This window comes from Moritella sp. Urea-trap-13, assembly GCF_002836355.1.
Classification (GTDB): Bacteria; Pseudomonadota; Gammaproteobacteria; order Enterobacterales; family Moritellaceae; genus Moritella.
In genome coordinates, this window is the sequence record NZ_PJCA01000031.1 from 1,222,544 (window position 1) to 1,247,277 (window position 24,734).

At 42.5% G+C, this 24,734-nt stretch carries 21 protein-coding genes and 1 riboswitch; of the genes, 9 read left to right on the top strand and 12 right to left on the bottom strand.

The window, feature by feature from the left end; genetic code table 11:
* Nucleotides 1–28: 28 nt before the first annotated feature.
* The 8 genes from CXF93_RS13515 to CXF93_RS13550 form a co-directional block, all read right to left on the bottom strand.
* Nucleotides 29–2,617: an LruC domain-containing protein gene (locus CXF93_RS13515; RefSeq protein ID WP_101063011.1), complete on the bottom strand. Its 2,589-nt coding sequence runs from the start codon at nucleotides 2,615–2,617 to the stop codon at nucleotides 29–31.
* 6 nt (nucleotides 2,618–2,623) lie between these two features.
* Nucleotides 2,624–3,091: a hypothetical protein gene (locus tag CXF93_RS13520; protein WP_101063012.1), complete on the bottom strand. Its 468-nt coding sequence runs from the start codon at nucleotides 3,089–3,091 to the stop codon at nucleotides 2,624–2,626.
* A 449-nt stretch (nucleotides 3,092–3,540) separates the two neighbouring features.
* On the bottom strand, nucleotides 3,541–3,963 hold the full coding sequence (locus CXF93_RS13525; protein WP_101063013.1) for a lysozyme inhibitor LprI family protein: 423 nt from the start codon (nucleotides 3,961–3,963) through the stop codon (nucleotides 3,541–3,543).
* Between the two features lie 107 nt (nucleotides 3,964–4,070).
* Nucleotides 4,071–5,255, bottom strand: coding sequence for a 2-methylaconitate cis-trans isomerase PrpF (gene prpF / locus CXF93_RS13530; protein WP_101063014.1), 1,185 nt, complete (start codon nucleotides 5,253–5,255; stop codon nucleotides 4,071–4,073).
* An 11-nt stretch (nucleotides 5,256–5,266) separates the two neighbouring features.
* The gene (gene acnD, locus CXF93_RS13535) at nucleotides 5,267–7,882 is read right to left on the bottom strand and encodes a Fe/S-dependent 2-methylisocitrate dehydratase AcnD (protein WP_101063359.1); all 2,616 of its coding nucleotides are present in this window, start codon (nucleotides 7,880–7,882) and stop codon (nucleotides 5,267–5,269) included.
* Between the two features lie 6 nt (nucleotides 7,883–7,888).
* On the bottom strand, nucleotides 7,889–9,013 hold the full coding sequence (prpC, locus tag CXF93_RS13540; protein ID WP_101063015.1) for a 2-methylcitrate synthase: 1,125 nt from the start codon (nucleotides 9,011–9,013) through the stop codon (nucleotides 7,889–7,891).
* Between the two features lie 244 nt (nucleotides 9,014–9,257).
* Nucleotides 9,258–10,163, bottom strand: a complete 906-nt coding sequence (prpB, locus tag CXF93_RS13545) for a methylisocitrate lyase (protein WP_101063016.1) — start codon at nucleotides 10,161–10,163, stop codon at nucleotides 9,258–9,260.
* Nucleotide 10,164: 1 nt separating this feature from the next.
* Nucleotides 10,165–10,896: a GntR family transcriptional regulator gene (locus CXF93_RS13550; RefSeq protein WP_101063017.1), complete on the bottom strand. Its 732-nt coding sequence runs from the start codon at nucleotides 10,894–10,896 to the stop codon at nucleotides 10,165–10,167.
* A gap of 573 nt (nucleotides 10,897–11,469) precedes the next feature.
* Between CXF93_RS13550 and CXF93_RS13555 the strand changes: the two genes are divergently transcribed.
* The gene (locus CXF93_RS13555) at nucleotides 11,470–13,050 is read left to right on the top strand and encodes a BCCT family transporter (RefSeq protein WP_101063018.1); all 1,581 of its coding nucleotides are present in this window, start codon (nucleotides 11,470–11,472) and stop codon (nucleotides 13,048–13,050) included.
* A gap of 227 nt (nucleotides 13,051–13,277) precedes the next feature.
* On the opposite strand, the gene CXF93_RS13560 is transcribed toward CXF93_RS13555, so the two are convergent.
* Complete coding sequence (locus CXF93_RS13560) at nucleotides 13,278–13,991, bottom strand: LuxR family transcriptional regulator (RefSeq protein ID WP_101063019.1); 714 nt, start codon at nucleotides 13,989–13,991, stop codon at nucleotides 13,278–13,280.
* 155 nt (nucleotides 13,992–14,146) lie between these two features.
* Here CXF93_RS13560 and CXF93_RS13565 point away from each other — a divergent pair, with 155 nt between their 5' ends.
* The 8 genes from CXF93_RS13565 to tenA all read left to right on the top strand — a co-directional run bounded on the left by CXF93_RS13565 (nucleotide 14,147) and on the right by tenA (nucleotide 21,456).
* The gene (locus CXF93_RS13565; protein WP_157824451.1) at nucleotides 14,147–15,724 is read left to right on the top strand and encodes a TolB family protein; all 1,578 of its coding nucleotides are present in this window, start codon (nucleotides 14,147–14,149) and stop codon (nucleotides 15,722–15,724) included.
* Between the two features lie 71 nt (nucleotides 15,725–15,795).
* Complete coding sequence (locus tag CXF93_RS13570) at nucleotides 15,796–16,146, top strand: hypothetical protein (RefSeq protein WP_232784209.1); 351 nt, start codon at nucleotides 15,796–15,798, stop codon at nucleotides 16,144–16,146.
* A 29-nt stretch (nucleotides 16,147–16,175) separates the two neighbouring features.
* A complete protein-coding gene (locus CXF93_RS13575) occupies nucleotides 16,176–16,913 on the top strand; it encodes a complement resistance protein TraT (RefSeq protein ID WP_101063021.1) in 738 nt (245 codons plus the stop codon).
* Nucleotides 16,914–17,044: 131 nt separating this feature from the next.
* Nucleotides 17,045–17,145: riboswitch (TPP riboswitch) on the top strand.
* Between the two features lie 73 nt (nucleotides 17,146–17,218).
* Nucleotides 17,219–18,112 (top strand): bifunctional hydroxymethylpyrimidine kinase/phosphomethylpyrimidine kinase, encoded by an 894-nt coding sequence (gene thiD / locus CXF93_RS13580; RefSeq protein WP_101063022.1) that lies wholly within the window; start codon nucleotides 17,219–17,221, stop codon nucleotides 18,110–18,112.
* The gene (locus tag CXF93_RS13585; RefSeq protein WP_101063023.1) at nucleotides 18,105–18,926 is read left to right on the top strand and encodes an ABC transporter ATP-binding protein; all 822 of its coding nucleotides are present in this window, start codon (nucleotides 18,105–18,107) and stop codon (nucleotides 18,924–18,926) included. The genes thiD and CXF93_RS13585 overlap by 8 nt, the downstream gene beginning before the upstream one ends.
* On the top strand, nucleotides 18,919–19,761 hold the full coding sequence (locus CXF93_RS13590) for an ABC transporter permease (RefSeq protein WP_232784210.1): 843 nt from the start codon (nucleotides 18,919–18,921) through the stop codon (nucleotides 19,759–19,761). Before CXF93_RS13585 ends, CXF93_RS13590 begins: the two co-directional genes overlap by 8 nt.
* 46 nt (nucleotides 19,762–19,807) lie before the next feature.
* A complete protein-coding gene (locus CXF93_RS13595; RefSeq protein ID WP_101063024.1) occupies nucleotides 19,808–20,755 on the top strand; it encodes an ABC transporter substrate-binding protein in 948 nt (315 codons plus the stop codon).
* A gap of 35 nt (nucleotides 20,756–20,790) precedes the next feature.
* Entirely contained in the window at nucleotides 20,791–21,456 is a 666-nt protein-coding gene (gene tenA / locus CXF93_RS13600) for a thiaminase II (protein ID WP_101063025.1), read from the top strand.
* A gap of 108 nt (nucleotides 21,457–21,564) precedes the next feature.
* On the opposite strand, the gene CXF93_RS13605 is transcribed toward tenA, so the two are convergent.
* The 3 genes from CXF93_RS13605 to CXF93_RS13615 are packed head-to-tail and all read right to left on the bottom strand — an operon-like array spanning nucleotide 21,565 to nucleotide 24,661.
* Nucleotides 21,565–22,284 (bottom strand): 3'-5' exonuclease, encoded by a 720-nt coding sequence (locus CXF93_RS13605; protein WP_101063026.1) that lies wholly within the window; start codon nucleotides 22,282–22,284, stop codon nucleotides 21,565–21,567.
* Between the two features lie 9 nt (nucleotides 22,285–22,293).
* On the bottom strand, nucleotides 22,294–24,171 hold the full coding sequence (locus CXF93_RS13610; RefSeq protein ID WP_101063027.1) for a DUF294 nucleotidyltransferase-like domain-containing protein: 1,878 nt from the start codon (nucleotides 24,169–24,171) through the stop codon (nucleotides 22,294–22,296).
* A gap of 19 nt (nucleotides 24,172–24,190) precedes the next feature.
* A complete protein-coding gene (locus CXF93_RS13615) occupies nucleotides 24,191–24,661 on the bottom strand; it encodes a tetratricopeptide repeat protein (RefSeq protein ID WP_101063028.1) in 471 nt (156 codons plus the stop codon).
* Nucleotides 24,662–24,734 lie beyond the last annotated feature (73 nt).

Consider the following 24,734-nt stretch of genomic DNA (forward strand, 5'->3'; position numbering starts at 1 on the left):
TTAACGCTATTAGTTCAGAACGCTGACGTTATTTACCGTTACCCTTACCTTTTTTATTCTTATACCAATCTTTTTTCTGCTTACCACGGCTTGAAGCCCAATCTAATATTTCGGGGTAATCCTGAGATAAATCGACTTTCTCTTTTGGATGTTCCCATATTTGCGGAATAATCATCGCCCAAGGCAAGTTATTTTCCGTTTGATAATACTTGTCCGTGCCTTTATTGGTATCATCATGACCTGTGCCAAACTTCCTTTTAGATGCATACTTAGTCGGTCGATAACCCGGGAAGTGCACCTCAATGACTTCACCATTACCCAACTTGCGTGAAATAAAGGTATTGTAAGGTGCTGAACCAAATGTATTTTCATCCACAGGGTTTTTTAAGTTAATGGTCAGCGTGAACATAGCGCCGGTGACTTTAGGGCTATTAGACTCGGTATTAGCAAATTTAAATCCTTTTGGCGACGGTAACGCCGATTCAATATCCTCGATAATAACAAACATGGTCTGGTTACCATCTGCAATCGGTGTTAATGCCACGGCATGAGAATTTAGCCCCATGGTTGCCGATGCGATATTAGTAATGGGGGTATTAAAACTTACCTGAAGTGCATTTTTATAAGACGCGCCCCTCGCGACAGGTTGTAGTTTGAGAATGATTTTAGTTATTTGCCCATCCACTTTTGTTTCTGTCGCATTATAGTTAATCACCACATCATTAAAATCATAGTCACCTTTGTTAGGCCAAAAGTCTTCAAACGCCATTGTGCCCATTTGATTATCAGCAGGTGAATAAGCAGTACTGGCGACTAATGGTTCTGGTACATCAGTGACTTCTAACGGCGCTGTATCATATTGATTAACCTCAAGACCATCACTAAAGGTATCATTATCACTGTCTGCATCAAGTGGATCGGTAAGATGTAGATTAAGTTCTTCATTATCTGTCAAACCATCACCATCGGTATCAGCCAGTGACGGGTTGGTGGCTAACTCATTCACTTCAATTTCATCAGATAATCCATCGCCATCGGTATCAACTAATCCTGGGTCTGTTTTAAGGATGTTTACTTCCATTTCATCAGTAAAGCCATCACCATCAGTATCTGATAAAGTCGGGTCTGAATTATAAAAGATAACTTCTTCTAAATCAGTTAAGGTATCTTGGTCGGTATCACTTAGCAGCGGATCAGATTGGTAAATAGTCACTTCTTCAAAATCAGTTAACCCGTCACCATCACTGTCAGGGTTATTCGGTGATGTATTTAAAATATCCGTTTCATCACTATTCGTTAAGCCATCACCATCAATATCATTGGGATTTACAATCGCTTCAGCTACTGGGTTATCCAATGTTGCTAAGGTATTTTCTAAATCTATTTCAGCTTGCGTGGCTTGAGTTTGCACATTCAATGCATAGACATAAACCTCACCTGGTACACTTTTTTTAATTTTTTTATTATAAGCGCCAACGGTGACATAGCTTGCAGAAATGCCTACTGCATGACCAAAATTGTCCTGTGACACACCGTCAACAGCTGTAAATTCAAATTGCTCTAGCCACACATCATCAACCAGCTTGAACAACATCGCTTTACCTGATGATGAATTAGCATTTTCAGCGCCCACGGCAAGATGTGCACCAACAATCGCGATAGAACTGCCAAATTGATCACCCGTAAGACCATTTACAGCGGTCAATTTGGCTTGGTTAATCCATACATTATCTTTGCGTTTATATACGTACACAGCGCCTTTTGTAGTCGCGTTGCTCACATGTGGATCATTTTCTAACGGCGCGCCAACAATAGCGTAATCCTTAGAAATAGCCACTGAAGAGGCGTACTTGGCACTGCGCGTAACTAAACCGCCTTTGAGTGTTGCCTGTTTAGTCCAAGTATCATCATATTTATAAATATAAGCAGATCCTTCTTTGGTTTTACCAGACTCACCATCGCCAATGATCAAGTAACCTTCAGATATACTCACTGCGGACCCAAACTTTTTACTTCTAACCTCAGAATCAGGTGTGATGGTGGTGTTTAATATCCAATTTGCACCTGTTCGTTTGTAAACATAAACAGCGCCATCATCATTGGCACCGCCTGGGGAACCAATGGCGGCAAGATCGCCTGATATACTCACTGATTGACCAAAAAAATTGTTAATCGCAACCCCTGGTTTTGTCAATTCTAACTGCTGACTCCAGACGCCATTGTCGTAATTGAAAATATACACAGCCCCCGTCTGCCCACCTTGATGCCTAGCAGCAATAATGGCACTTTGATCTGATGCTGCAACAGCACGACCAAACTGTTTGATTGTTGACTGCGTATCCGAGACAGGCGTTAGACAATGCGTCATCGTCCAAGTTGATTGCTGACGAAAAAAGAAACAAGCTTCACCATGATCACTCTGTTTTCCAGGGCTGCCAACAAGAGTAAAAGAATCCGTCACGGCCACTGCAGTACCAAAATTGGCAACGGATTTAGTCGAGCCATTAGCAAGCTGACTCTGCAGTATAGGTGCCGCATTGACAGGAACTGAGCATAAGCTAGTTACTACCAACAAGATGAATAACAGCACGTCTGAATATTTTGTTAAATTAGGCATAAGCGTTTACTCAACTAGATAGTGAATACGATTAGAGTCATCTATAGGCAGGTCAAGCTCGGCATAACTATCGCCATTAATAACTACGACCATGGATCCGGTATAACTGGGGACTGGCAATGACGTCGAGAATTTCAGCGCATTGTAGAGTTCAGCTTTCTCTAACAAATTGATCGGCATATTGCTATTTGGATCTATTGCTGAAAAAATTGAAATTTCCGTGAAGCCTTGTTTCTGACTAAAAGAAATATCAATATTCACCGTTCTTTGCATATCAAACTTAAAGCCATCTTCAATAACAAGTTCGTCAAATGTGCTAGCTAGCTTAAGCGGCGGATCTGGTTCTACATCTGGGGAGACCCCACTAGATGAACCAGACGGACTCGGTGAACCACCTTGCTCAGAACAGCCTATAGAGGTCATTAGTAATAAGACTGCACTACCCTGTATTATCAATCGACTTAGATTACCCATTGCGCTCAATCCTCTTGGCAAATTTGACTGGGTGTGAGGTAAGTACAGCATGTATAACGTCACGCAAACCAACCTTTCATTACACTTTTAACTTACAAAGTTGCAATGTTTGCGCCAACTGCAAAAATGCAGGCGTTAGATGTTAGGATTGAAGCCGTTAACAAAATAAGTAATTGTTTAATAACAAAAATAGAGATTTACGTTGGGAGTTAAGACAAAAGTAATTTATGGGACATGGACTCAGTAACCCATAGACAGGGTAATTTGAGTGATCTCATTTGCAAAATGCAACGCATATAGCGACGTGTCATTGCAATATGCGTAATGCAAAGACGTTCACGTCAACACCATACTAAAGATAGAGAACAGAATAACAAGAAGAGACAGGGCTATCGAGGATGTCATTGATAACCCTATTGGATTGCCCTATCAGATAAGAGTAGAGTAGCCTAGCTTATATCGAATACCGCAGGCTCAGGTAATACTGGCTCAGCACTGTCCATATAGGTTAGGTACTGTGACCACAGTTCATGGGTTCGTTGTTGGGTAAGTTTAGTTCGACAACTTAGCGTCATCACCACCCGCATGGTTCCGTCTCTGAACATAGTAAACACCGAGTCACACTGTGATTTACTATAAGACTGCCAAGCTGATTGGGCAATATTAATCGACTCGACAACGCTCGTATCTGCAATATATTGAGCAAGACTCTTATCGAGATAACGTTGCATTTCAGCTTCAGCTTTATCTAATTCAATCTTCGCACAGTAATTTATTTCTAATGTATTAAACGCTTTCTCGCAGTCTACCGAGGTCGCCATCGCCGTAAAACTACAGACGCTCATGATTAAAAATGTAATTACCTTTAGCATTATAAAGTCAGCCTAGATGTGAATAAGCTGACAATATAACGATATCTTAATATTAATCCAATAATTCCAGCAACTGGTTTGATTAGTTTGGCGTTTATGACTAAATGTTATTCAACTGGAATACGCACCCAACCTTCCATTAGAATCCGCGCACTGCGACTCATACTCGCTTTAGTGACAGTCCATTTACCGTCAACTTGACTAGCCTGCGCACCAACCCGTAATGTCCCCGATGGATGACCAAAATTCACCGAATCACGGATCCCACCGCCAGCCGCTAAATTAACTAACGTACCAGGGATCGCAGCGGCAGCACCAATAGCAACCGCAGCAGTGCCCATCATGGCGTGATGTAATTTCCCCATCGATAATGCTCGTACTGATAAATCAATATCGCTCGCGGCAATACACTTATCACTTGAGGATATATAGTCCGCAGGCTTAGCCACAAACGCGACTTTAGGTGTATGCAGGCGCTGTTCAGCTTCTGAAATATCAGTAATTAAGCCCATTTTAACCGCGCCATATGCACGGATAGCTTCAAACATAGCCAGCGCTTTAATATCGTTATTAATCGCCTCTTGCAACTCTGAACCTGTATAACCCACAGCCTCGGCATTAATAAAAATAGTCGGTATACCGGCGTTAATCATCGTCACTTTTAACTGTCCACCAGCAACCACAGATTCAGGGACAACCAAATCATCCACCAGATTACCGGTCGGGAACATAGCTCCTTCACCATCTGCTGGATGCATAAATTCTACCAGCACTTCTGCGGCTGGAAATGTCACGCCATCCAACTCAAAGTCACCGCTTTCTTGCACCAAGCCATTTGTCATCGGCACATGGGCAATAATGGTTTTGCCAATATTAGCTTGCCAAATACGTACAATAGCAATACCGTTTTCTGGAATGCGGCTCACATCAATCAAACCACTGGTTATCGCAAAAGAACCAACCGCGGCGGATAAATTGCCACAGTTGCCACTCCAATCCACGAACGGTTTATCAATCGATACCTGACCAAACAAATAATCGACATCATGGTCGGGTTTATCCGTTGCCGACACGATCACCGTTTTGCTGGTACTCGATGTTGCTCCGCCCATACCATCAGTTTGCTTCCCGTAAGGATCAGGACTGCCGATAACACGCAACAATAACGCATCCCGTGCAAGCCCCGCTACTTGCGCAGCCTTGGGTAAGTCCTGCAGGTTAAAGAACACCCCTTTACTGGTGCCGCCACGCATATAAGTGGCGGGGATCTTAAGCTGTGGTAAATAGGTCATGCGATTCCTCATTAAGCTTCACTCGATTCAAGGAAGTCCTGTGCAAAGCGTTGCAATACACCACCAGCTTCATAGATAGAGACTTCTTCCGCGGTATCTAAACGACAGATAACTGGCACTTCTACAATCTCACCGTTTTTACGATTAATGATCAGCGTCAGTGTACTTCGAGGGGTTGGTTCACCGATAACGTCAAAGGTTTCACTACCATCAATCGCATAGGTTAGGCGGCTTTCCCCGAGTTTAAATTCCAGCGGTAATACCCCCATACCAACCAAGTTAGTGCGGTGAATACGTTCAAACCCTTCAGCAACAATCGCTTCAACACCCGCTAAACGAACACCTTTAGCCGCCCAATCACGAGAAGACCCTTGACCATAATCTGCACCCGCGACAATAATCAGTGGTTGTTTACACTCCATGTAGGTTTCAATCGCTTCCCACATACGGGTTACCGTGCCTTCCGGTTCTATTCGTGCTAGTGAGCCTTGCTTAACCTTGCCGTTTTCTAACACCATTTCATTGTTTAATTTCGGATTAGCAAAGGTCGCACGCTGCGCCGTTAAGTGATCGCCACGGTGAGTCGCATAGGAATTAAAATCGACTTCCGGCAAACCCATTTTATCTAAATACGCACCCGCCGCGCTATCAAGCATAATGGCGTTAGAAGGCGATAAATGGTCAGTGGTAATGTTGTCGCCCAACACCGCAAGAGGACGCATACCTTTAAGAGTACGTTCCCCCGCTAATGCCCCTTCCCAATAAGGTGGACGGCGAATATAAGTACTCATTTCACGCCAATCATACAGCGGGTCGTTTTTGTCGCCATAATCAACACTACACTCTATATCAGAGCCGATATCAGAGCCAAACATCGGGTTGTAAACTTGACGGAATTGCTCAGGTTTAACGCTCGCTTTAAGCACTTCATCAATTTCTTCATCGCTAGGCCAAATGTCTTTTAGGGTGATGGCATTACCAGCTTGATCGAACCCAAGCGCATCACGTTCAATATCAAAACGAATAGTACCGGCAATGGCATAGGCGACGACTAACGGTGGTGAGGCAATGAAGGCTTCATTGGCATGAGGATGAATACGGCCGTCAAAGTTACGGTTTCCCGATAACACCGCTGTCGTATATAAATCTCGCTCTAAGATCTCTTGCTGAATAACCGGATCCAGCGCCCCACTCATGCCATTACATGACGTACAGGCAAACGCCACAATGCCAAAACCAAGTTGCTCGAGCTCGGGTAATAATGTCGCTTCTTCAAGGTAGAGTTGCACCGCTTTTGACCCCGGTGCTAGTGATGTTTTAACCCAAGGTTTACGGGTTAAGCCAAGTGCATTGGCATTACGGGCAATCAAACCTGCGGCAATCATGTTGCGTGGATTACTGGTATTCGTACAACTGGTGATAGCAGCTATGATCACTGCCCCATCTGGCATTTTACCTGGTTCATTTTCAACTTTACCACTGATACCACGTTTGGCTAATTCAGAGGTTGGTACACGATTATGCGGATTTGATGGACCAGCAATATTACGGCACACCGTCGATAAATCGAATGTTAATACACGTTCATACTCAACATTAGCCAAGTCATCAGCCCATAGGCCTGTGTGTTTAGCGTAAGTTTCCACCAGCTTAACTTGATCGTCTTCACGACCGGTTAATTTAAGGTAATCAATGGTCTGCTCATCAATGGAGAATAATGCCGCCGTCGCACCATATTCAGGGGTCATGTTAGAAATAGTGGCGCGATCACCCAAGGTCAGATGGGGAACACCTTCACCATAAAATTCGAGATAACTTGAAACTACTTTCTGCGCACGAAGGAATTCCGTCAATGCCAACACGGTATCTGTTGCCGTCATCCCTGCTGGTGGTTTGCCCGTTAGCTCAACGCCAATAATGTCCGGTAAACGCATATATGACGCACGACCTAGCATCACGCTTTCAGCTTCTAGTCCACCGACACCAATGGCAATGACGCCCAAGGCATCAACCATTGGCGTGTGACTATCTGTACCCACTAAGGTATCAGGAAACGCCACGCCATGAAGGGATTGGATCACGGGTGACATACGCTCTAAGTTAATCTGATGCAGAATACCATTACCCGGTGGAATAACATCGATATTCTTAAAGGCTGTTTTGGTCCAGTTAATGAAATGGAAACGGTCATCGTTACGACGATCTTCAATGGCGCGGTTCTTTGCAAACGCATCAGGGTCGAAGCCCGCGTGCTCAACCGCCAATGAATGATCGACAATCAATTGCGTTGGCACCACTGGATTGACCTTGGATGGATCGCCACCTTTCGCGGCTATCGCATCACGCAGACCGGCCAAATCAACTAAGGCGGTTTGACCTAAAATATCATGACAAACAACACGCGCCGGAAACCAAGGGAAATCTAGGTCACGCTTGCGCTCGATAAGTTGTTTTAAAGACGCGGTTAATGCTGCAGGTTCACAGCGACGCACCAAGTTCTCGGCAAATACTCGGGATGTATAAGGCAAAGTTGCATACGCGCCAGCTTGAATGTCATCAACAGCAGCGCGAGTATCAAAATAATCCAGTTCACTGCCAGGTAACGCTTTACGATAGTTAGTATTCATCATCCATTATCTCTCTGAAATTGGTGTTACAACTCTTGGCTCTGCACCAATATAATCTGCACTTGGGCGAATAATACGGTTGTTGCTACGCTGTTCCATCACATGCGCAGCCCAGCCTGTTAGACGCGAACAAACAAAAATAGGGGTAAATAATTTGGTTGGGATGCCCATAAAATGGTACGCAGAAGCATGGAAGAAGTCGGCGTTACAGAATAGTTTTTTGCTATCCCACATAAACTCTTCACATGCGACAGAGATATCGTATAACGCCGTATCACCATGTTCATGCGCCAGTTTTTCAGACCATTTTTTAATGATGACATTACGCGGATCAGAAGTGCTGTAAATCGCATGGCCAAAGCCCATGATTTTTTCTTTACGTTCTAACATGGCAGCCATTTGTATTTTGGCATCTGTTGGTGAAGTGAATTTTTGGATCATATCCATTGCCGCTTCATTGGCACCACCGTGCAATGGTCCACGCAAGGTACCAATAGCCCCCGTTACACACGAGAACATATCTGACAATGTCGATGCACAAACACGCGCACTAAAGGTAGATGCATTAAACTCATGCTCTGCATATAAGATCAGTGATACATCCATCACTCGGCGATGTTGCGCTGACGGTGTTTCTCCACGCAGTAGTTTAAGGAAATGACCAGCCAATGAATCTTCATCAGTTGTACAGTCAATCTCCACGCCATCATGAGAATAACGATACCAGTAACACATGATTGCAGGGAACGCCGCTAGTAAGCGATTAGCCGCTTTGTTTTGCTCTGAAAAATCAGTTTCAGGTTCAATGTTGCCTAAAAATGAACAACCGGTACGCATGACATCCATTGGATGCGCGTCTGCAGGAATATGCTGTAATACTTCTTTTAACGATTGCGGTAAATCGCGTAGGGTATGTAATTGCGCTTTATACGTTTCCAGCTGATCAAGTGTCGGCAATTCGCCGTTAAATAATAAATACGCCACTTCTTCAAATGTTGCGTTTTCAGCCAAGTCGGCAACGTCATAGCCACAATAGGTTAAGCCGCTACCTGATTTACCGACGGTACAAAGTGCAGTGTCACCAGCGCTTTGGCCACGTAAACCTGCGCCTGATAATTTTTTGTCTGTCATCATTATTCCCTTAATTTGTATTAATACTTTAATACTGAACAGCTAATTTAAACGGCTCATAGCAACTCTACAGTCGCCATTGCGGTTACTGCAACGGGCTCACTCTGCAACATCCTGTTTGCTATTGTTCGCTTGATTGTTTAGTACTTACTTTTTATTTCGGTATAGTTTATTCCGGTGTAGTCATCTCTATATAAATAATCTTAGTCGATGATCGCAAGTAGCAATCAGGCCTATTTGTTGGCTACTTATTCTTACCTTCGGAGAACAGACTATCTAATTTTTGCTCATAGTCGTGATAACCAAGGTAATCATATAAATCCATCCGTGTTTGCATATTACCAACCACAGCTTTTTGGTCACCGTCGGTTAATAAGGTTTTATAAACCTGTTCCGCGGCTTTATTCATCGCGCGGAATGCCGATAATGGGTATAGCACCATGGCGCAACCCCATTCACCCAGCTGGTCTTTATTCCATAACTCGGTTTGACCAAATTCGGTAATATTAGCGAGAATCGGTACATCCAATGCCGCAGAAAAGGCACGATAATGGACTTCAGTTTTCACTGCTTCAGCAAAAATACCGTCTGCACCTGCAGCAACATAGGCCTGTGCTCGGGCAATAGCGGCCTCTAAGCCTTCTTGTGCGAATGAATCGGTACGCGCCATGATGAAGAAATCAGGATCTGTACGCGCATCAACCGCGGCTTTAATGCGATCAACCATCTCTGCTGTCGACACAATTTCTTTATTTGGGCGATGACCACAACGCTTCTGTGCCACTTGGTCTTCAAGATGCACTGCTGCTGCACCGGCTTTTTCCATATCACGAATGGTTTTAGCAATGTTAAATGCCCCACCCCAACCGGTATCGATATCCACCAGTAAAGGTAAACTCGATGCGGCTGTAATACGCTGCACGTCGACAAGCACATCATTCAATGACGTCATGCCGAGATCTGGCAAACCATAAGATGCATTCGCCACACCACCACCAGACAAATAAATAGCTTGATGGCCTAACTGCTCCGCCATTATGGCGCAATACGCATTAATCGTACCGACCACTTGTAAGGGTTTATTGTTAGCCAGTGCTAAACGGAATTTTGCGCCGGGGGATAAACGTTGAGACGATGATGGTGTAGACATATTATTGATCTCCTTGAATTGGTGTAGATTCTGTTTCTGTCTTTGATTCTGTGGCTAGTTGATGTGCAATTTTAGTTTCAATGTTTTTACGTGAAGCTGCGATATGACGACGCATTAGCATTTCGGCTAATTCCCCATCCCGATCACTAATGGCTTCGATAATTTGGGCGTGTTCTGAAAAAGCGCGACTGGCTCTGGGGCTATGCATACCAAACTGGCAACGGTACATGCGAACTAAGTGATAGAGCTGGCCACATATCAAATGTATAAGTTGGGCATTATGGCTGCCTAAGATAACTTTATAATGAAAGTCTAAATCACCTTCTTCTTGATAGTAAGCGACACCATCTTTAAGTGCTTGCGCCGATGCGTGTTGGCTAAGCATAGCTTTCATGTCGACAATTTCGGCATCAGTCATGTTTTCTGCCGCTTGTCTGCATGCCATACCTTCTAACGCTTCACGCACAAAGTACAAGTCGAGTAAACCTTGCGTTGTACATTGCACTACCCGTGAACCGATATTGGCTTTACGCTCAATTAAATGACATTTTTCTAATCGATTTAATGCTTCACGCAGGGTAGAACGACTAATTTGGTAACGTTTTGCTAGCTCGGGTTCACTGATCTTACTGCCCGCAAGTATGTCACCATCAACAATGGCACGCTGCATTTGTTCAAAAACTTTATCTGCTGTGGTCACAGCGACTATTTTAGTTGGATCATCTAAAGGCATAAGATTGTCGACAATGTTTAGGTTTAGCTCAATATTATTTGATTTTTACATATTGTCAACACTTACACATCAAAACCGAAACATAAAGATCAATAAATCGAGAATGTCCATCCCAATTCCCATACTTTTCACTTATTAAGCAACCTAATTATTGGCAGATCTTGATAGCAGTAAAGATAAAGTAATAATCCCAATTCTTAATGGTGAGAACTGGACAGTTATTCAAGGTGATCTATACTTGATATTGAAAAGCGTTTTATCTACTGACAGACCTAAGAGGTGGAGTGGATATAGCAACCACGTCAGTTTCTGGGCTTAAAACGTGGCCAACGGGAAAGAAGCAGAACCCTGTAATAGCTAATTCTCGACGCGCTTTTCACACTTCTATACTCCGCATTAAATTACATGCAGCCATCACTTATCCCTCAGTTATATAGCCAATACCCATTATTTTTTAAGGGTTAAAAGCGTTCTAAATTGATATTCCACTGAATTTCACGGCTAAATTTGCTACACTGTTCTAACTCGAAATAAATACATAAAATAGAGCAGGACTGTTCTAACTGAGGACTAATGAGTATTAATAGGGATAAATACAGTATTGATAATACTGATTACACAGTCGGACAAGATAACGTGCAGAAATGGGGGTTTGATGTTCACAACCCGGTATTCGGTATCAGTGCATCGCTAATCGGCTTATTCTTGCTGGCAATTTTATTAGTTGATCCAGAAACATCAAAATCATTTCTAGATGGCATCAAATGGCAAATTATAGGCACCTTTGATAGCCTCTTCATGTGGTCTGCAAACATCTTTGTTATTTTCTGCCTAGGTTTAATTGTCTCGCCATACGGTAAAATCCGTTTAGGTGGCGATGATGCTAAAGCTGATTACAGCCGCATGTCTTGGATTGCCATGCTATTTGCTGCCGGCATGGGTATTGGCCTTATGTTCTGGGGGGTTGCAGAACCTGTTGCTTATTACACAGGTTGGTATGAAACACCGCTTAACGTAGCAGCAAACACGCCTGAAGCAGCACAACTGGCATTAGGCGCGACTATGTTCCACTGGGGGTTACACCCATGGGCAATTTATGGTGTAGTTGCACTATCACTGGCTTTCTTCTCTTATAACAAAGGCCTACCACTTTCAATGCGTTCTGTATTCTACCCGATCTTAGGTGATAGAACGTGGGGTTGGGCTGGTCACATTGTTGATATCTTAGCTGTAATCGCGACCCTATTTGGTTTAGCGACATCACTTGGTTTGGGCGCGCAACAAGCAGCAAGTGGTTTCCATCATGTGTTAGGTATTGATAACGATCTATTTTTACAAATTTCAATCATCTTTATCGTAACCTTGCTGGCTGTAGTATCGGTTATACGTGGTATTGACGGCGGCGTAAAAGTAATTAGTAACATCAACATGCTACTCGCGTTAGTGCTATTAGTATTCGTTGCGTTAGTCACATTTGCGGTATCTATGGGCACGATCCCGACGACTATTATGGGTTATGTTAAAAATATCATTCCATTAAGTAATCCAATTGGTCGTGAAGACGAAGCTTGGATGCACGGTTGGACTGTATTCTATTGGGCATGGTGGATTTCATGGTCACCATTCGTAGGTATGTTCATCGCGCGTATTTCACGTGGTCGTACTATTCGTGAATTCATCACAGCTGTATTACTCATTCCTACAAGTGTAACGGTTTTATGGATGTCTGTATTTGGTGGCGTAGCTATCGATCAGGTAGTGAATAAAGTTGGTACTTTAGGTACTGAAGGTCTAAAAGAAGTACCTTTAGCTATGTTCCAAATGTTTGATGCTTTACCTATGGGTGACGTGTTATCAATGCTCGCGGTATTGTTAGTATTAGTATTCTTCATTACTTCTTCTGACTCTGGTTCGTTGGTTATCGACAGCATCACTGCTGGTGGTAAAGTTGATGCGCCAATACCACAACGTGTATTCTGGGCATTCACCGAAGGTGCAATCGCTGCAGCACTACTTTGGGTTGGCGGTACACAAGCAATTGAAGCATTACAAGCAGGTGCCATTTCCACAGCACTGCCATTCACAGTGATCTTATTGGTTATGTGTGTGAGCTTGATAATGGGTTTAAGAACTGAGCAACATAATAAACGTTAAGTTGGTTTTAAAACTTTAAAATACAAGCTGTCAGAATTTACTGGCAGCTTATTTTATCCCTCGCAATAATACGACTTAACAGACAAATTTCTCACCGTAATACCCTCGCTTGATCGGCTGCCAATCTTTTTCTACGTTCTTCAATTCTCACAGCTAATACTTGCTCTTGTAAGTGGTCTATGGCCTATATATGTTCGTAGCCTAAGACTGTGCACTAAACGAACATATTAGACTTGAATTAATCTGTGATATGCCAGCATGACAATAACTTGCTCTTTAGTTTTAACATTAAGTTTTAATTTTAATTGGTTTAAGTGGAAACGAACTGTTCTTTCAGTTATTTTCATTTTTTCTGCGACTTGAATGGCGGTGAGACCAAGACTAATCCATTGTGCGCATTCCAACTCTCGAGCAGACATATCCGTGGTTAAGATGGTCCCCCTTGATGACTCAATCAAATAATTTAATTGGCGATAGAATACCGTAGCAAGCACTTTTAACGTATCTCTGTGGATCTGGAGCCATATATTGGAATTCTCACCTTCTTGCAGTGCAAAACCAAAACCAGTGGTACTGTCACTACTGGGAATGGCTATCGATACACCATCCTTTAAATGAAACTCATTAGCCTCATGCCAATAATTGTTCTGCATTGCCGTTTGCTGTATGAGCTTTCTTGAAAACTCCCATGTGAAAGGCTCAGTTGCAACATTACATAATGCAACTGTCGAATCTATATGTTGATATTCATTTTCAACGTAATGAGAAATCCAATTAACGTTATAATCACTTATTACTTTAGTTTCAACATCTTGGCAATGAGGAATATGCATGTATGCAAAATGTTGAATTCCAATTCTGTTTATAATTATTTTAAATTGAATTATTAGCTCTTCTTCAGAATTACAAGACAGTATTTTTTCGATTAGTTCGATGTCCATGTTTACTTCAGCTCTTGATTAAAATTCAACGTAACTATAGTCAGTAAACACACCACTGTCAGATTTGACAGTATGAAATACCGAAAACAACCTACAATGAAAAGTAATAAACTAAATTTACAATTTATGACGTTTTCAGGTCGATAGAGAGGTCGATGATGAAAAGCACAATACGAACAGCTATTCACTTGGGATCATTACTATTGAGTATCTATGCTTCGAGTGCACTAGTTGGTACCACAGAATTGGTCAGCATGGCCAGTGACGGCTCCGAAAGTAACGGAGCAAGCCTAACTGTAGCTATCAGTGCCAATGGCCGCTATGTGGCATTTCAATCCAACGCCAATAACTTGGTTGCAGATGATACTAATGGTCAGTACGATATCTTTATCTATGATCGTAACAATAGTACTACTGAAAGGGTTAGCATAAGCAGTAATAACACTCAAGCAAATTCTAATAGTGGGCACCCTTCAATCAGTGCTGACGGTCGTTATGTGGCCTTTCACTCCCTAGCCAACAACCTGGTTGCTAACGATACAAATGGTTCATTTGATATTTTTGTTCACGACCGCAACAACGGTACTACAGAGAGGCTCAGTGTAACCAGTGAAAACATCCAGGGCGGAGCTGACAGTCAACACCCGTCCATCAGCGCTGACGGGCGCTATGTAGCATTTCATTCTTTAGCCAACAACCTCGTTGTTAACGATACCAACGATTCTTTCGATATTTTTGTTCAAGACCGCAACAGCGGAATTACTGAAAGGGTCAGTATAAGCAGTGATAGCATCCAGGGCGAAGCTAATAGTCAGCATCCCTCCATTAGTTCTGACGGTCGCTATGTAGTATTCCACTCCCTAGCCACTAATCTTGTTACTAAGGATATCAACGGCGCTATCGATATCTTTGTTTACGACCGCAATAGCAATACTATTGAGCTAGTTAATGTCGCCAATAACGGTAGTCAAGCTAATGACGATAGTGCTTACCCTTCCATAAGCGCCGACGGTCGTTATGTGGCATTTGACTCTATCGCCAATAATCTTGTTACAAGCGATACCAATGGAGCCCGCGATGTCTTTATTCACGACCGTAGCGATAAAAATACCGAGCGAGTAAGCGTGGCAGATGACGGTTCCCAAGGGGATTCTACCAGCACTTTTGCCAGCATTAGTGCGGACGGTCGTTATGTGGCTTTTACATCTTTCGCTGTGAATCTGGTTGCTAACGATACTACCGATATCTGTATTTTCAATATTTGTCCTCTCAATATTCTTGTTCACGACCGTAACAAGAATAAGACTGAGCGGGTAAGTGTTGCCAGTAATGGAACTCAAGCTAACGATTCAAGTTACTTCCACTCCATCAGTGCAAACGGCCGCTATGTAGCATTCTCCTCTGACGCTAATAACTTAGTTACTGATAATAACAGTGGTTACACAGATATCTTTGTCTACGACCGCGGCATTGGCATCGATTCAGACTCTGATGGAGTTCCGGACGATGAGGATAATTGTCCGACGGTCCAAAACCCTGGACAAGAAGATAGTACACCTGCCCCCCCTAGCGGAGAGGCTTGTGCTGATGAACCACCAGATGGAAATCCACCAGGCGACTCATCTGGCGACTCATCTGGCGGCTCATCTGGTATTTTTGGTAGTTTAATGCTGTTTATTGAACTAGTTAGAAGACGTAATGTAGCTCAGATAATATCCGATATGTGGCTATAATAAGTTTACTTAGAACGACTGTTATTTAAGAGTTAACCAGTGTCTTGTCTTAGTTTAAATGAGGTTTAGATATGAATATCAACATTAATCACTTTAAAGGCTTGGTTACCTTTGCCATTATTTGTTTTCAATTCATAGGGTCACAATCTGTCATTGCTGCGGAAAGGTCTGAAGAAGATGCGTTAGCTAGAGCTCAGGCCCAAATGAATTCAGAAGTGCTATCCAAACCATTCTTGGCTGAGAAACCAAAGGAAGTAGATGCATATATTAAAAGTATGCTAGAAAAAAATGTAACGCCACCAGAATATCACGGCGCATACTGGCGCCCAGGATATACCTGCCATGATCTACTTCGTTATAACTGGACTCAATACCGCAATTGTAAATATTATTATCGCTATTATGGGCGTTATTATTATTAATAATTTCAAATATATATGAGGATATTAAAATGAATGCCAAAATCAAAATTATTACGATTGGACTTTTTATTACTGTCCTATCTAGCTGTTCAGCCCTGCATACATCCATTTCAAAAAGTGATTTGGATGTACAAACAAAAATTAGTACATCCATTTTTGTCGATCCCGTTCCAGCTGAGAAACGTAAGATATATTTAGAAGTTAGAAGTGGTGTTATGGAGTTTGACCGTAATTCTTTTCGAAAATCATTAGAGAGTCAATTGGTTAATAGTGGTAATGGCTATACGTTGACAGATTCCCCTGGAAAAGCACAATATTCAATGAGTGTTTTCGTTCGTAACCTTGAAAAAACCACGCCAAATGATGCTAAAACAGCATTAAGTGCAGGTTATCAAGGTGTAGGAATAGGTGCTGCAGCGGGTTATGCAGCTGGGGGTTCTCTTGAAGATGCCGCCGGTGCAGGTTTAATAGGAGGTCTTTTATCTACTGCCGCTAACGCCTTTGTTCAGGATGTTATGTATCTTTTAGTTGCTGATATTCAAATAAAAGAACGTGCTGGTAATGGTGTGATTGTTCGTCGAGACTCTAAAGTAAACACTAAAATTTCAGATGATGGGGCCACGACACAAACCTACTCTGAAGCTACAACACAAAAAGAGTATCGTACTCGTGTCGTTACTACAGCTAATAAAGCCAACTTGGAATTACCTGAAGCACAACCGCTAATGTTTGAAAAAACAGCCTATGCAATGGCCGCTTTTTTCTAACAATGCATCCATTAAGGACTAAACATTTACTAACGCTTATGAAGGTACTTAAATGTAAATAGGTTATTTCTATTAACACTGAAGTTATTAACGAGCTATTGCGCTTTTAACAAAACTTGTTAGTATTGACGCATATATAGTCGGGGGGCCTAAAAGGCTGAGAGCGCACATTGCGAGACCCGTTGAACCTGATTCAGTTAACACTGACGTAGGGAACTATCAGTCTTGCTTCTCCTGATTTGACCTGTTACGTCTCTCAATCTTTGGCTCGATAAAGTTCCTATACGTCTGTACTAGGGATATTTATGCGAAAGGTCACAAAAAACACATCAACACCAGTTTCATTAACACCACTTTCATCAATAAAAAGTCCACTAAAAAACAGCCCATCAACACCGATAGTATTAACGATCGCAGGATCTGATAGTGGTGGCGGCGCGGGTATTCAAGCCGATATCAAAGCAATATCCGCAACAGGCAGTTATGCTTGTTCGGTGATCACAGCTATTACCGCGCAAAATACCCTTGGCGTATCGGCTATATTCCCCATCCCACTAGAGCATATCGACAATCAACTCGATGCTGTCTTTAGCGATTTAAATATCGTAGCCGTTAAAGTCGGCATGCTGGCAGACTGCGATATCATCAAGGTTGTCGCCGCTAAAATTAAGCAATACAAGCCCCGATTCTTAGTCGTTGATCCTGTCATGGTAGCCACCAGCGGCGATTTACTGTTAAAAGAATCAGCCATCAACACCCTTAAATCTGAGTTATTACCGCTTGCCGATTTGATCACCCCTAACTTACCTGAAGGTGCCGCTTTAACAGGTTCACCGCAGCCAATTTGTGAGGATGATATGGGCGATATGATCAACGCATTACGCCAACTTAACGTCAACGCGGTGTTATTAAAGGGCGGTCACTTAGAACAAGATGAAAACAGTAACGACCTGCTTATCTTTCAAGATCACGTAGAACTGTTAACCGTAAAACGGGTTAATACCCACAATACCCATGGTACTGGCTGTACGTTATCTTCTGCCATCGCATCTTATTTAGCGCAAGGACATGATCTACTTCAAGCGGTAAAATTGGGTAAAAAATACATATCCAACGCGATTGCCCATGCCGATGAATTAGATATAGGCAGTGGTCATGGCCCGGTAAATCATTTCTTTGCTGGTCACGCTGATGCCTAGTCCCTCGCAGACAAGCCTTGATCTTAAAGACAACCTTGCGGTTAACATAGCGATTAAGAACGGTTATTTACACTACCACGACAGTATCGAACCAGTGCTAAGCCAATTTAATATGACGATGCCCGCAAAACAGTGGACATGTATCTTAGGTCGCAGCGGCTGCGGAAAAACCTCGCTGCTGCGTTATCTTGCTGGCTTGTTAGATCAGCAAGTGACTTGGTCAGGTGAATGCTCAATTGACGCGAATCATCAACTATTACCAGATTTAACCGATCAAGTTGCCTACATGGCGCAACAAGACTTACTGCTACCTTGGTTATCCGTGCTCGACAATGTCACCTTAAGTAATAAATTTGGTACCGAGACATCACAAGCCAATAATGATAAAGCCTTAAGTCTACTTGCTAAAGTTGGACTTGTTGACAACGCTCATCATTTTCCACAACAACTATCTGGCGGCATGCGTCAACGTGTGGCATTGGCAAGAACGTTAATGCAAGACAAACCCGTGGTATTAATGGATGAACCGTTTTCAGCCTTAGATGCCGTGACTCGTTATCGATTACAAGATCTTGCTTGTGAATTATTAGCAGATAAAACTGTAGTGTTAATCACCCACGATCCCCAAGAAGCGATCCGTCTCGCCGACCATATCTATATTATGCAAGGCACGCCTGCTAGCGCTGAGCATTTATCCGTACCTACATCTGCTACACCGCGTCAATTCGATGCTGAGTGTGCGCAACTGCAACAACAAATAATGTCTTGTTTGGCAAAAGAGTATCGGGATGAGAGTGGTGTCGGATATGAGTGAGTACATCAATCTTAAGCCGGCTAATCCTAAGCCCGCAGCGCTGCAATCGAACCAAGACAGCATTCATGCCAACCAGCATAGCAAGCAACAGATCAGTATTAATCCTTTGTTACGCATGATCATTAGCGTGCTTGTCATTATTGGCATATGGCAAAGTATTGTGGTTATTTTTGCCATGCCCTCTTTCATTCTACCCGCGCCATTGGCGGTATTTGAACGCTTGATAGAGCGCCATGAAGTCTTGTTTAAACACACATTAGTCACCGCACAAGAAATTGTCTTTGGCTTGTTACTTGGTCTATTGATGGGATTATTTTTTGCTTTGCAGATGCTGCTATTCAAACCCGTTAAGCATTGGCTATTACCACTCTTAATTGCCAGCCAAGCAATTCCGGTATTCGCCATTGCGCCAGTGCTGATGCTTTGGCTAGGTTATGGCATGGCGTCCAAGATAGTAATGGCAGCATTAATCATCTTCTTCCCCGTAACCACCTGCTGTTACGACGGCTTACGTAATACCCCCACAGGTTATTTGGATTTGGCGAAAACCATGGGCGCAACTAAATGGCAGCTGCTGCGTCATATTCAACAGCCCGCCTCATTGCCGACACTCGCATCCGGTATTCGCGTCGCGGTGGTCATTGCGCCAATCGGTGCCGTTGCTGGTGAATGGGTCGGCTCAAGTGCTGGACTCGGTTACCTCATGCTGCAAGCTAATGCCCGAATGATGATTGATGAAATGTTTGCCGCATTACTGATCTTATCTGCTCTATCGATCTTACTTTATTTTGTCACTGACAAAGCATTGAAAAGGCTCATACCTTGGGACAAATAATTTTAATAGCACATATCAACATATACCAATATATAAAAGGATATTTATGAAAAACAACATCTTACTAAAAGCCGCTATATTGACGACAGCGATGCTATCGACAAGCGCACAAGCAGAAACTAAGACCCTAACGCTGATGTTAGATTGGTTTGTTAACCCCAATCACGGCCCTATCGTTATAGCAAAAGAACGTGGTTACTTTGCCGAGCAAGGTGTGAATGTGGTGATCCAAGAACCAGCAGACCCAAGCATGCCACCAAAGCTGGTCGCGGCTAATAAAGTCGATTTAGCTATCACTTACCAGCCCAATCTCACTATCGACGTGGCAGCAGGTTTACCGCTTATCCGCACAGCAACCTTGATCGCCACACCACTCAATACCCTGATGGTACTCGACAACGACAAAATCAATAACATTGCTGATTTAAAAGGTAAAAAAATTGGTATCGCCATCGCTGGTAACGAAGAAGCAACTATCGGCACCATGTTACAAACAGGTGGTGTTAACTATGAAGATGTACAGATCATTAATGTCGGTTGGGCGCTATCATCATCACTCGCATCAGGTAAAGTAGATGCAATATGGGGTGGTTTACGTAATTTCGAAACTAATCAACTCGAACTTGAAGGTTTTAAAGCCAAAGCATTCTTCCCTGAAGAGCACGGTGTACCAGCGTATGACGAACTGATCTTTGTTGCCAACGCTAATACCTACGACAAAGTGGCTATCACAGCCTTCAATAAAGCCCTAGAGAAAGCAACAGTCTACATAGTTAATCACCCACAAGCAGCATGGAAAGAGTTTGTTGCTTATGCTCCTGACACGTTAAACAACGAATTAAATAAACGCGCTTGGAACGATACCCTGACTCGTTTCGCACTGCGTCCTGCTGCGGTTGATTTAAAACGTTATGACGATTATGCCGAGTTCATGTATTCGCACAAGATCATTCAGACATTACCGAAAGCACAAGACTACGTACCGACACTTTAATCACCATTGTCGCTGTAAAAATAACAGAGAACATTATGAACCATCAAGACCTGATCAATGCCTGTCGTGAAGACTGGGACGCATATACCCAACATGCGTTTGTACAACAATTAGCGCAAGGGACATTAGCACAGCCGAGTTACTTGCATTACCTTAAGCAAGATTTCTTGTTCCTAAAACAATATGCCCGCGCTTACGCGTTAGCGATTTACAAAGCCCGTACTTTAGCCGATATGCGTAAAGCACTACCCAGCGTACATGCTCTGTTAGATTCTGAAATTGGTCACCATATCACTTACTGTGCCAACTGGGGTTTAACCGAATCTGATTTAGAAGCAGAGCCTGAAGACTTTAGCACAGTCGCTTACACACGTTATGTACTCGATGCCGGTATGGCTGGCGATATTGTAGATCTTTATGCTGCCTTAGCACCCTGTTCGGTTGGTTACGCCGAAATTGGCCGTAATCTTGCGGCAGATGGCAACACCAAGTTAGCCGGCAATCCATTTTCGAGTTGGATCGAGCTTTATAGCGGGGATGAATTTCAGCAAGGGGTGGCACAAGGTACTGCGCATATTGATGAATTGTTAGCTGAAATTGACGTCAACAGCCAACGCGGCCGACATCTTATGCATGTATTTAAAACCGCAACACGCATGGAAATTGCATTTTGGCAGCAAGGGCTTGATGCTGATAAGTAACGCTAAATAGTTAACAGAAAATAACCAATACCAGTCCGTTAATACTTCAATTCAAGTATCAAATATTAACGGGCTGTTTTGTTAAACCGAATTCATTTCAATTTTTAATTACATCCATAACTTTTTAATCGGCATATCCGGTGAAAAGTGATAATGGATCTGCGCTTGTAATAACTCAGCCGTGGCAATCGCATCGGTTAATGCATCATGCGGTGGATAGGCTGGCAAATTGTAACGCGCACGGCTATTACCCAAACGAATCGACTCTTGACGTTTCTTGGGTTTAAACAGGCTAAAAAAGCCCTTTTTTTGTGAATCTTGTAGGTCCGCTTCTATCTGCATGGTATCGACAACTGGAAACACAATACCTTCATTAATTAAACTGCGTAGATGATTATCAAAAAAGTCACGCTCAATACGACGATAATGTACCACGACGACTTTGCCTGCTAATGCCTCTAATACCGGTTCTAGAATATGTAATAAATCCGGTGCACCGTTCAAGTCTGTATGGGTGATCCCATGAATAATAATGGAATTTTCTTTCAGTTTATCTTCAGGTTCAATATACCAGTGCTGCGCTTGACGACAAAAAATACGCTTTAAATTGAACGGCACCAAACCAATACTGATAATACTGTTTTGTTCAGAATCCAATCCTGTGGTTTCAAAGTCTAACGCGACAAAATCAATATCACTTAATTTCGTTTCATCATGATACATACCAACGCGATAAAAAGACTTTAAACGCTCATCCTTGCTCTGTTCTACTTTGACTTTATAGAACGCGCTCCAGTTTAAAATCTCTTTATTAATAAAATTATGCATTAATGATCCCTACATTTTATTGGCTGTATAACGATACTTTAAAAAGTTCTGCGCGTTACTTAACACCAAAAATGCATCTTTAAGGTTACGGCGCTCAAATTCCGACATATTTTCTGGTTCGATATTATTATCCGGCTCAATACCCGACTCCACATCTAACGCTTGATGACGTAAACGAACTAAGGAAATCAATTCCATAGCATGTTGTAAGTCCTGGCCTTTCGATGACGGTAAGATCCCTGCTTCAATAATATCTTCCAAACGTTCGAATGAGTTTTGAGATTGTGAACCAATGGCTAATCCATGCACGCGGATCAAATCTGCAAGTGGTGCTGTACCACGACGTTTCAAGTTAATTGAATTGTTATGGCGGCCATCGTTCTCCATCACGAAGGTTTTGAAGAAACCCAACGGTGGTGTACGGTTTAAGGCGTTACGTGCTAAACACGCTAAGAATCGGTTATTTTTCTTGGCACGACGTAGAATAAAGGCGTTTAATTGTTCAGCCCATTTAACGCGACCATAAACACCAGTTAAATCAAAGAAGATAGAACAGTTTAATAGCGCTTGTGGGTTCGGATTATCAATCCAGTCAGCAAAACATTCTTCCCATTGCGTTTGGGTTTTACGATGTTCTGGATTAGTTGCCATAATATCGCCAGTACAATAGGTATAGCCGCAAGCCGCTAATCCATCACAGACAAACTTGGATAATTTTTCAAAATACTCGCCATGCAGAGCTTCGTCATAGCTATTATCTAAAATAATACCGTTATCTTGGTCTGTTACTATCAATTGTTCATCACGCGCCATCGAACCTAATGCTAAGAAACAATAAGGCACTGGCGGCTGACCTAACTCTTCTTCAGCAAGTTCAAGTAATCGTTGTTTAAAGCTGCGACCAATTTCTGACATCGCACTACCAATCATGTGTGAGTTGGCATCTTCATTAACCATACGCACAAAACAATCTTTAAGTTGTTTTGACAGTAATACCAGATCTTCAATATTTTGTTGCTGAAAAATACTACCTGACAACAACAAACTATTTTGTGATTCATAACGAATAATATCTGCCACTTCAATAAGGCCGATAGGTTGCTTGTTCTTTAGGATCGGTAAGTGATGGACGTTATAGCGCAGCATCATCAGCATAGCTTCTGATATATAGGCATTATGATCGAGTGACATCAGTTCTGTCGACATGACATCTGAAACGGGGTTGTCAACGCTCATGCCCATCGCGATAACTTTGGCACACAGATCATGTTGAGTGATAATACCGACAAAATTATTACCATCTTCGTCGGTAATCGTGGGATCATTAATCAGCGCAGCAGTGACACTTTCGACCGCCATCACTTTAGCCACATCCTGAATGGAAGTGGTATTTTTCAACATGACTAAATCTCTACTTAATAATGTTTTCACTTTTGACGTGGTGAGTGAATTGGCATCATCATTATTATCTTCAACCGCTTGTTTTAAGCGAATAGTACCTTCAACTTCAGAGAAATCTGCAAACGCTTCATAGCGCTCGCAAAAATCATGGAAGATTGATTCTGGAATACAATAAAGCAGCGTGTCTTTAACCGCTTTAGCAGGTAGTCGCACTTTATTATTGGCGATTAAGCCCATCTGACCAAATACTTCGCCTTGGTCTAGACGATTGTACAATTCACCTTTACGGCGGTATATTTCCACCACACCACTGCGAATAAAATACAGATCATGGATCTTGTGACCATATTCAATGATCATTGAGTCCGCACGGTAGTACGAGATCTCAATGCTTTTGACGACTTCGACCAATGCTTCTTCTGGCAACTGATCGAAAGGTTGATACTGGCTTATGAAATTTTTAATTTCTAGTAATTCGATTTCCATTCTTTACTCTATATGTAATTTATTGATATGCCGATGCACGTTCAATTAAAGACTCAGCTTGTCGGCGTAACAGCCAATCTGCACCCAAGGTTATCGATTTTTCAGCCAATGAACGGGCTTGTTTATAATTACCTTGATAAAAATAGCGCTCACCTAAACGGTAATAAGTTTCAGGATAACGCGGTGCGATACGGATCGCGCGCTCTAATGACGCTATAGCGCCGCGGTTATCGCCACTACTCACCTGCTCTTCTGCACGCTTCATTAGCGATAATACCGCTGCAGGTGCTTGAGCCGTATCGTCTATAGGTGCTTGTTTTGGCTTAACGGTTGACGCAGGCTTGCTTGGTTTATCTGTATTCGCGTTATCTATGCTGGTGTCCGTCGAACCTTGTACTTCAGTCCCATTGGAATTATACGTTGGAATTGTGCCACAAGCAGTCAGTAACCAAGGTAAGGCCAAGAGGCATAAGCGTTTAATTATTCTCATTTTACTTCCATTTTACATTTTACATTTTACATGACCACTATTTGCTAAATCTTCGATGAATAATATTTGCTTA

Excerpts from the sequence above, each read along its gene's own strand:
- CXF93_RS13595 (WP_101063024.1), top strand. The coding sequence starts at position 19,808 with ATGAAAAACAACATCTTACTAAAAGCCGCTATATTGACGACAGCGATG.
- CXF93_RS13520 (WP_101063012.1), bottom strand. The coding sequence starts at position 3,091 with ATGGGTAATCTAAGTCGATTGATAATACAGGGTAGTGCAGTCTTATTA.
- CXF93_RS13590 (WP_232784210.1), top strand. The coding sequence starts at position 18,919 with ATGAGTGAGTACATCAATCTTAAGCCGGCTAATCCTAAGCCCGCAGCG.
- CXF93_RS13610 (WP_101063027.1), bottom strand. The coding sequence starts at position 24,171 with ATGGAAATCGAATTACTAGAAATTAAAAATTTCATAAGCCAGTATCAA.
- thiD (WP_101063022.1), top strand. The coding sequence starts at position 17,219 with ATGCGAAAGGTCACAAAAAACACATCAACACCAGTTTCATTAACACCA.
- prpB (WP_101063016.1), bottom strand. The coding sequence starts at position 10,163 with ATGTCTACACCATCATCGTCTCAACGTTTATCCCCCGGCGCAAAATTC.
- CXF93_RS13570 (WP_232784209.1), top strand. The coding sequence starts at position 15,796 with ATGAATATCAACATTAATCACTTTAAAGGCTTGGTTACCTTTGCCATT.
- CXF93_RS13560 (WP_101063019.1), bottom strand. The coding sequence starts at position 13,991 with ATGGACATCGAACTAATCGAAAAAATACTGTCTTGTAATTCTGAAGAA.
- CXF93_RS13575 (WP_101063021.1), top strand. The coding sequence starts at position 16,176 with ATGAATGCCAAAATCAAAATTATTACGATTGGACTTTTTATTACTGTC.
- prpC (WP_101063015.1), bottom strand. The coding sequence starts at position 9,013 with ATGACAGACAAAAAATTATCAGGCGCAGGTTTACGTGGCCAAAGCGCT.
- acnD (WP_101063359.1), bottom strand. The coding sequence starts at position 7,882 with ATGAATACTAACTATCGTAAAGCGTTACCTGGCAGTGAACTGGATTAT.
- CXF93_RS13605 (WP_101063026.1), bottom strand. The coding sequence starts at position 22,284 with ATGCATAATTTTATTAATAAAGAGATTTTAAACTGGAGCGCGTTCTAT.
- CXF93_RS13615 (WP_101063028.1), bottom strand. The coding sequence starts at position 24,661 with ATGAGAATAATTAAACGCTTATGCCTCTTGGCCTTACCTTGGTTACTG.
- CXF93_RS13550 (WP_101063017.1), bottom strand. The coding sequence starts at position 10,896 with ATGCCTTTAGATGATCCAACTAAAATAGTCGCTGTGACCACAGCAGAT.
- CXF93_RS13585 (WP_101063023.1), top strand. The coding sequence starts at position 18,105 with ATGCCTAGTCCCTCGCAGACAAGCCTTGATCTTAAAGACAACCTTGCG.
- CXF93_RS13555 (WP_101063018.1), top strand. The coding sequence starts at position 11,470 with ATGAGTATTAATAGGGATAAATACAGTATTGATAATACTGATTACACA.
- prpF (WP_101063014.1), bottom strand. The coding sequence starts at position 5,255 with ATGACCTATTTACCACAGCTTAAGATCCCCGCCACTTATATGCGTGGC.
- tenA (WP_101063025.1), top strand. The coding sequence starts at position 20,791 with ATGAACCATCAAGACCTGATCAATGCCTGTCGTGAAGACTGGGACGCA.
- CXF93_RS13565 (WP_157824451.1), top strand. The coding sequence starts at position 14,147 with ATGATGAAAAGCACAATACGAACAGCTATTCACTTGGGATCATTACTA.
- CXF93_RS13515 (WP_101063011.1), bottom strand. The coding sequence starts at position 2,617 with ATGCCTAATTTAACAAAATATTCAGACGTGCTGTTATTCATCTTGTTG.
- CXF93_RS13525 (WP_101063013.1), bottom strand. The coding sequence starts at position 3,963 with ATGCTAAAGGTAATTACATTTTTAATCATGAGCGTCTGTAGTTTTACG.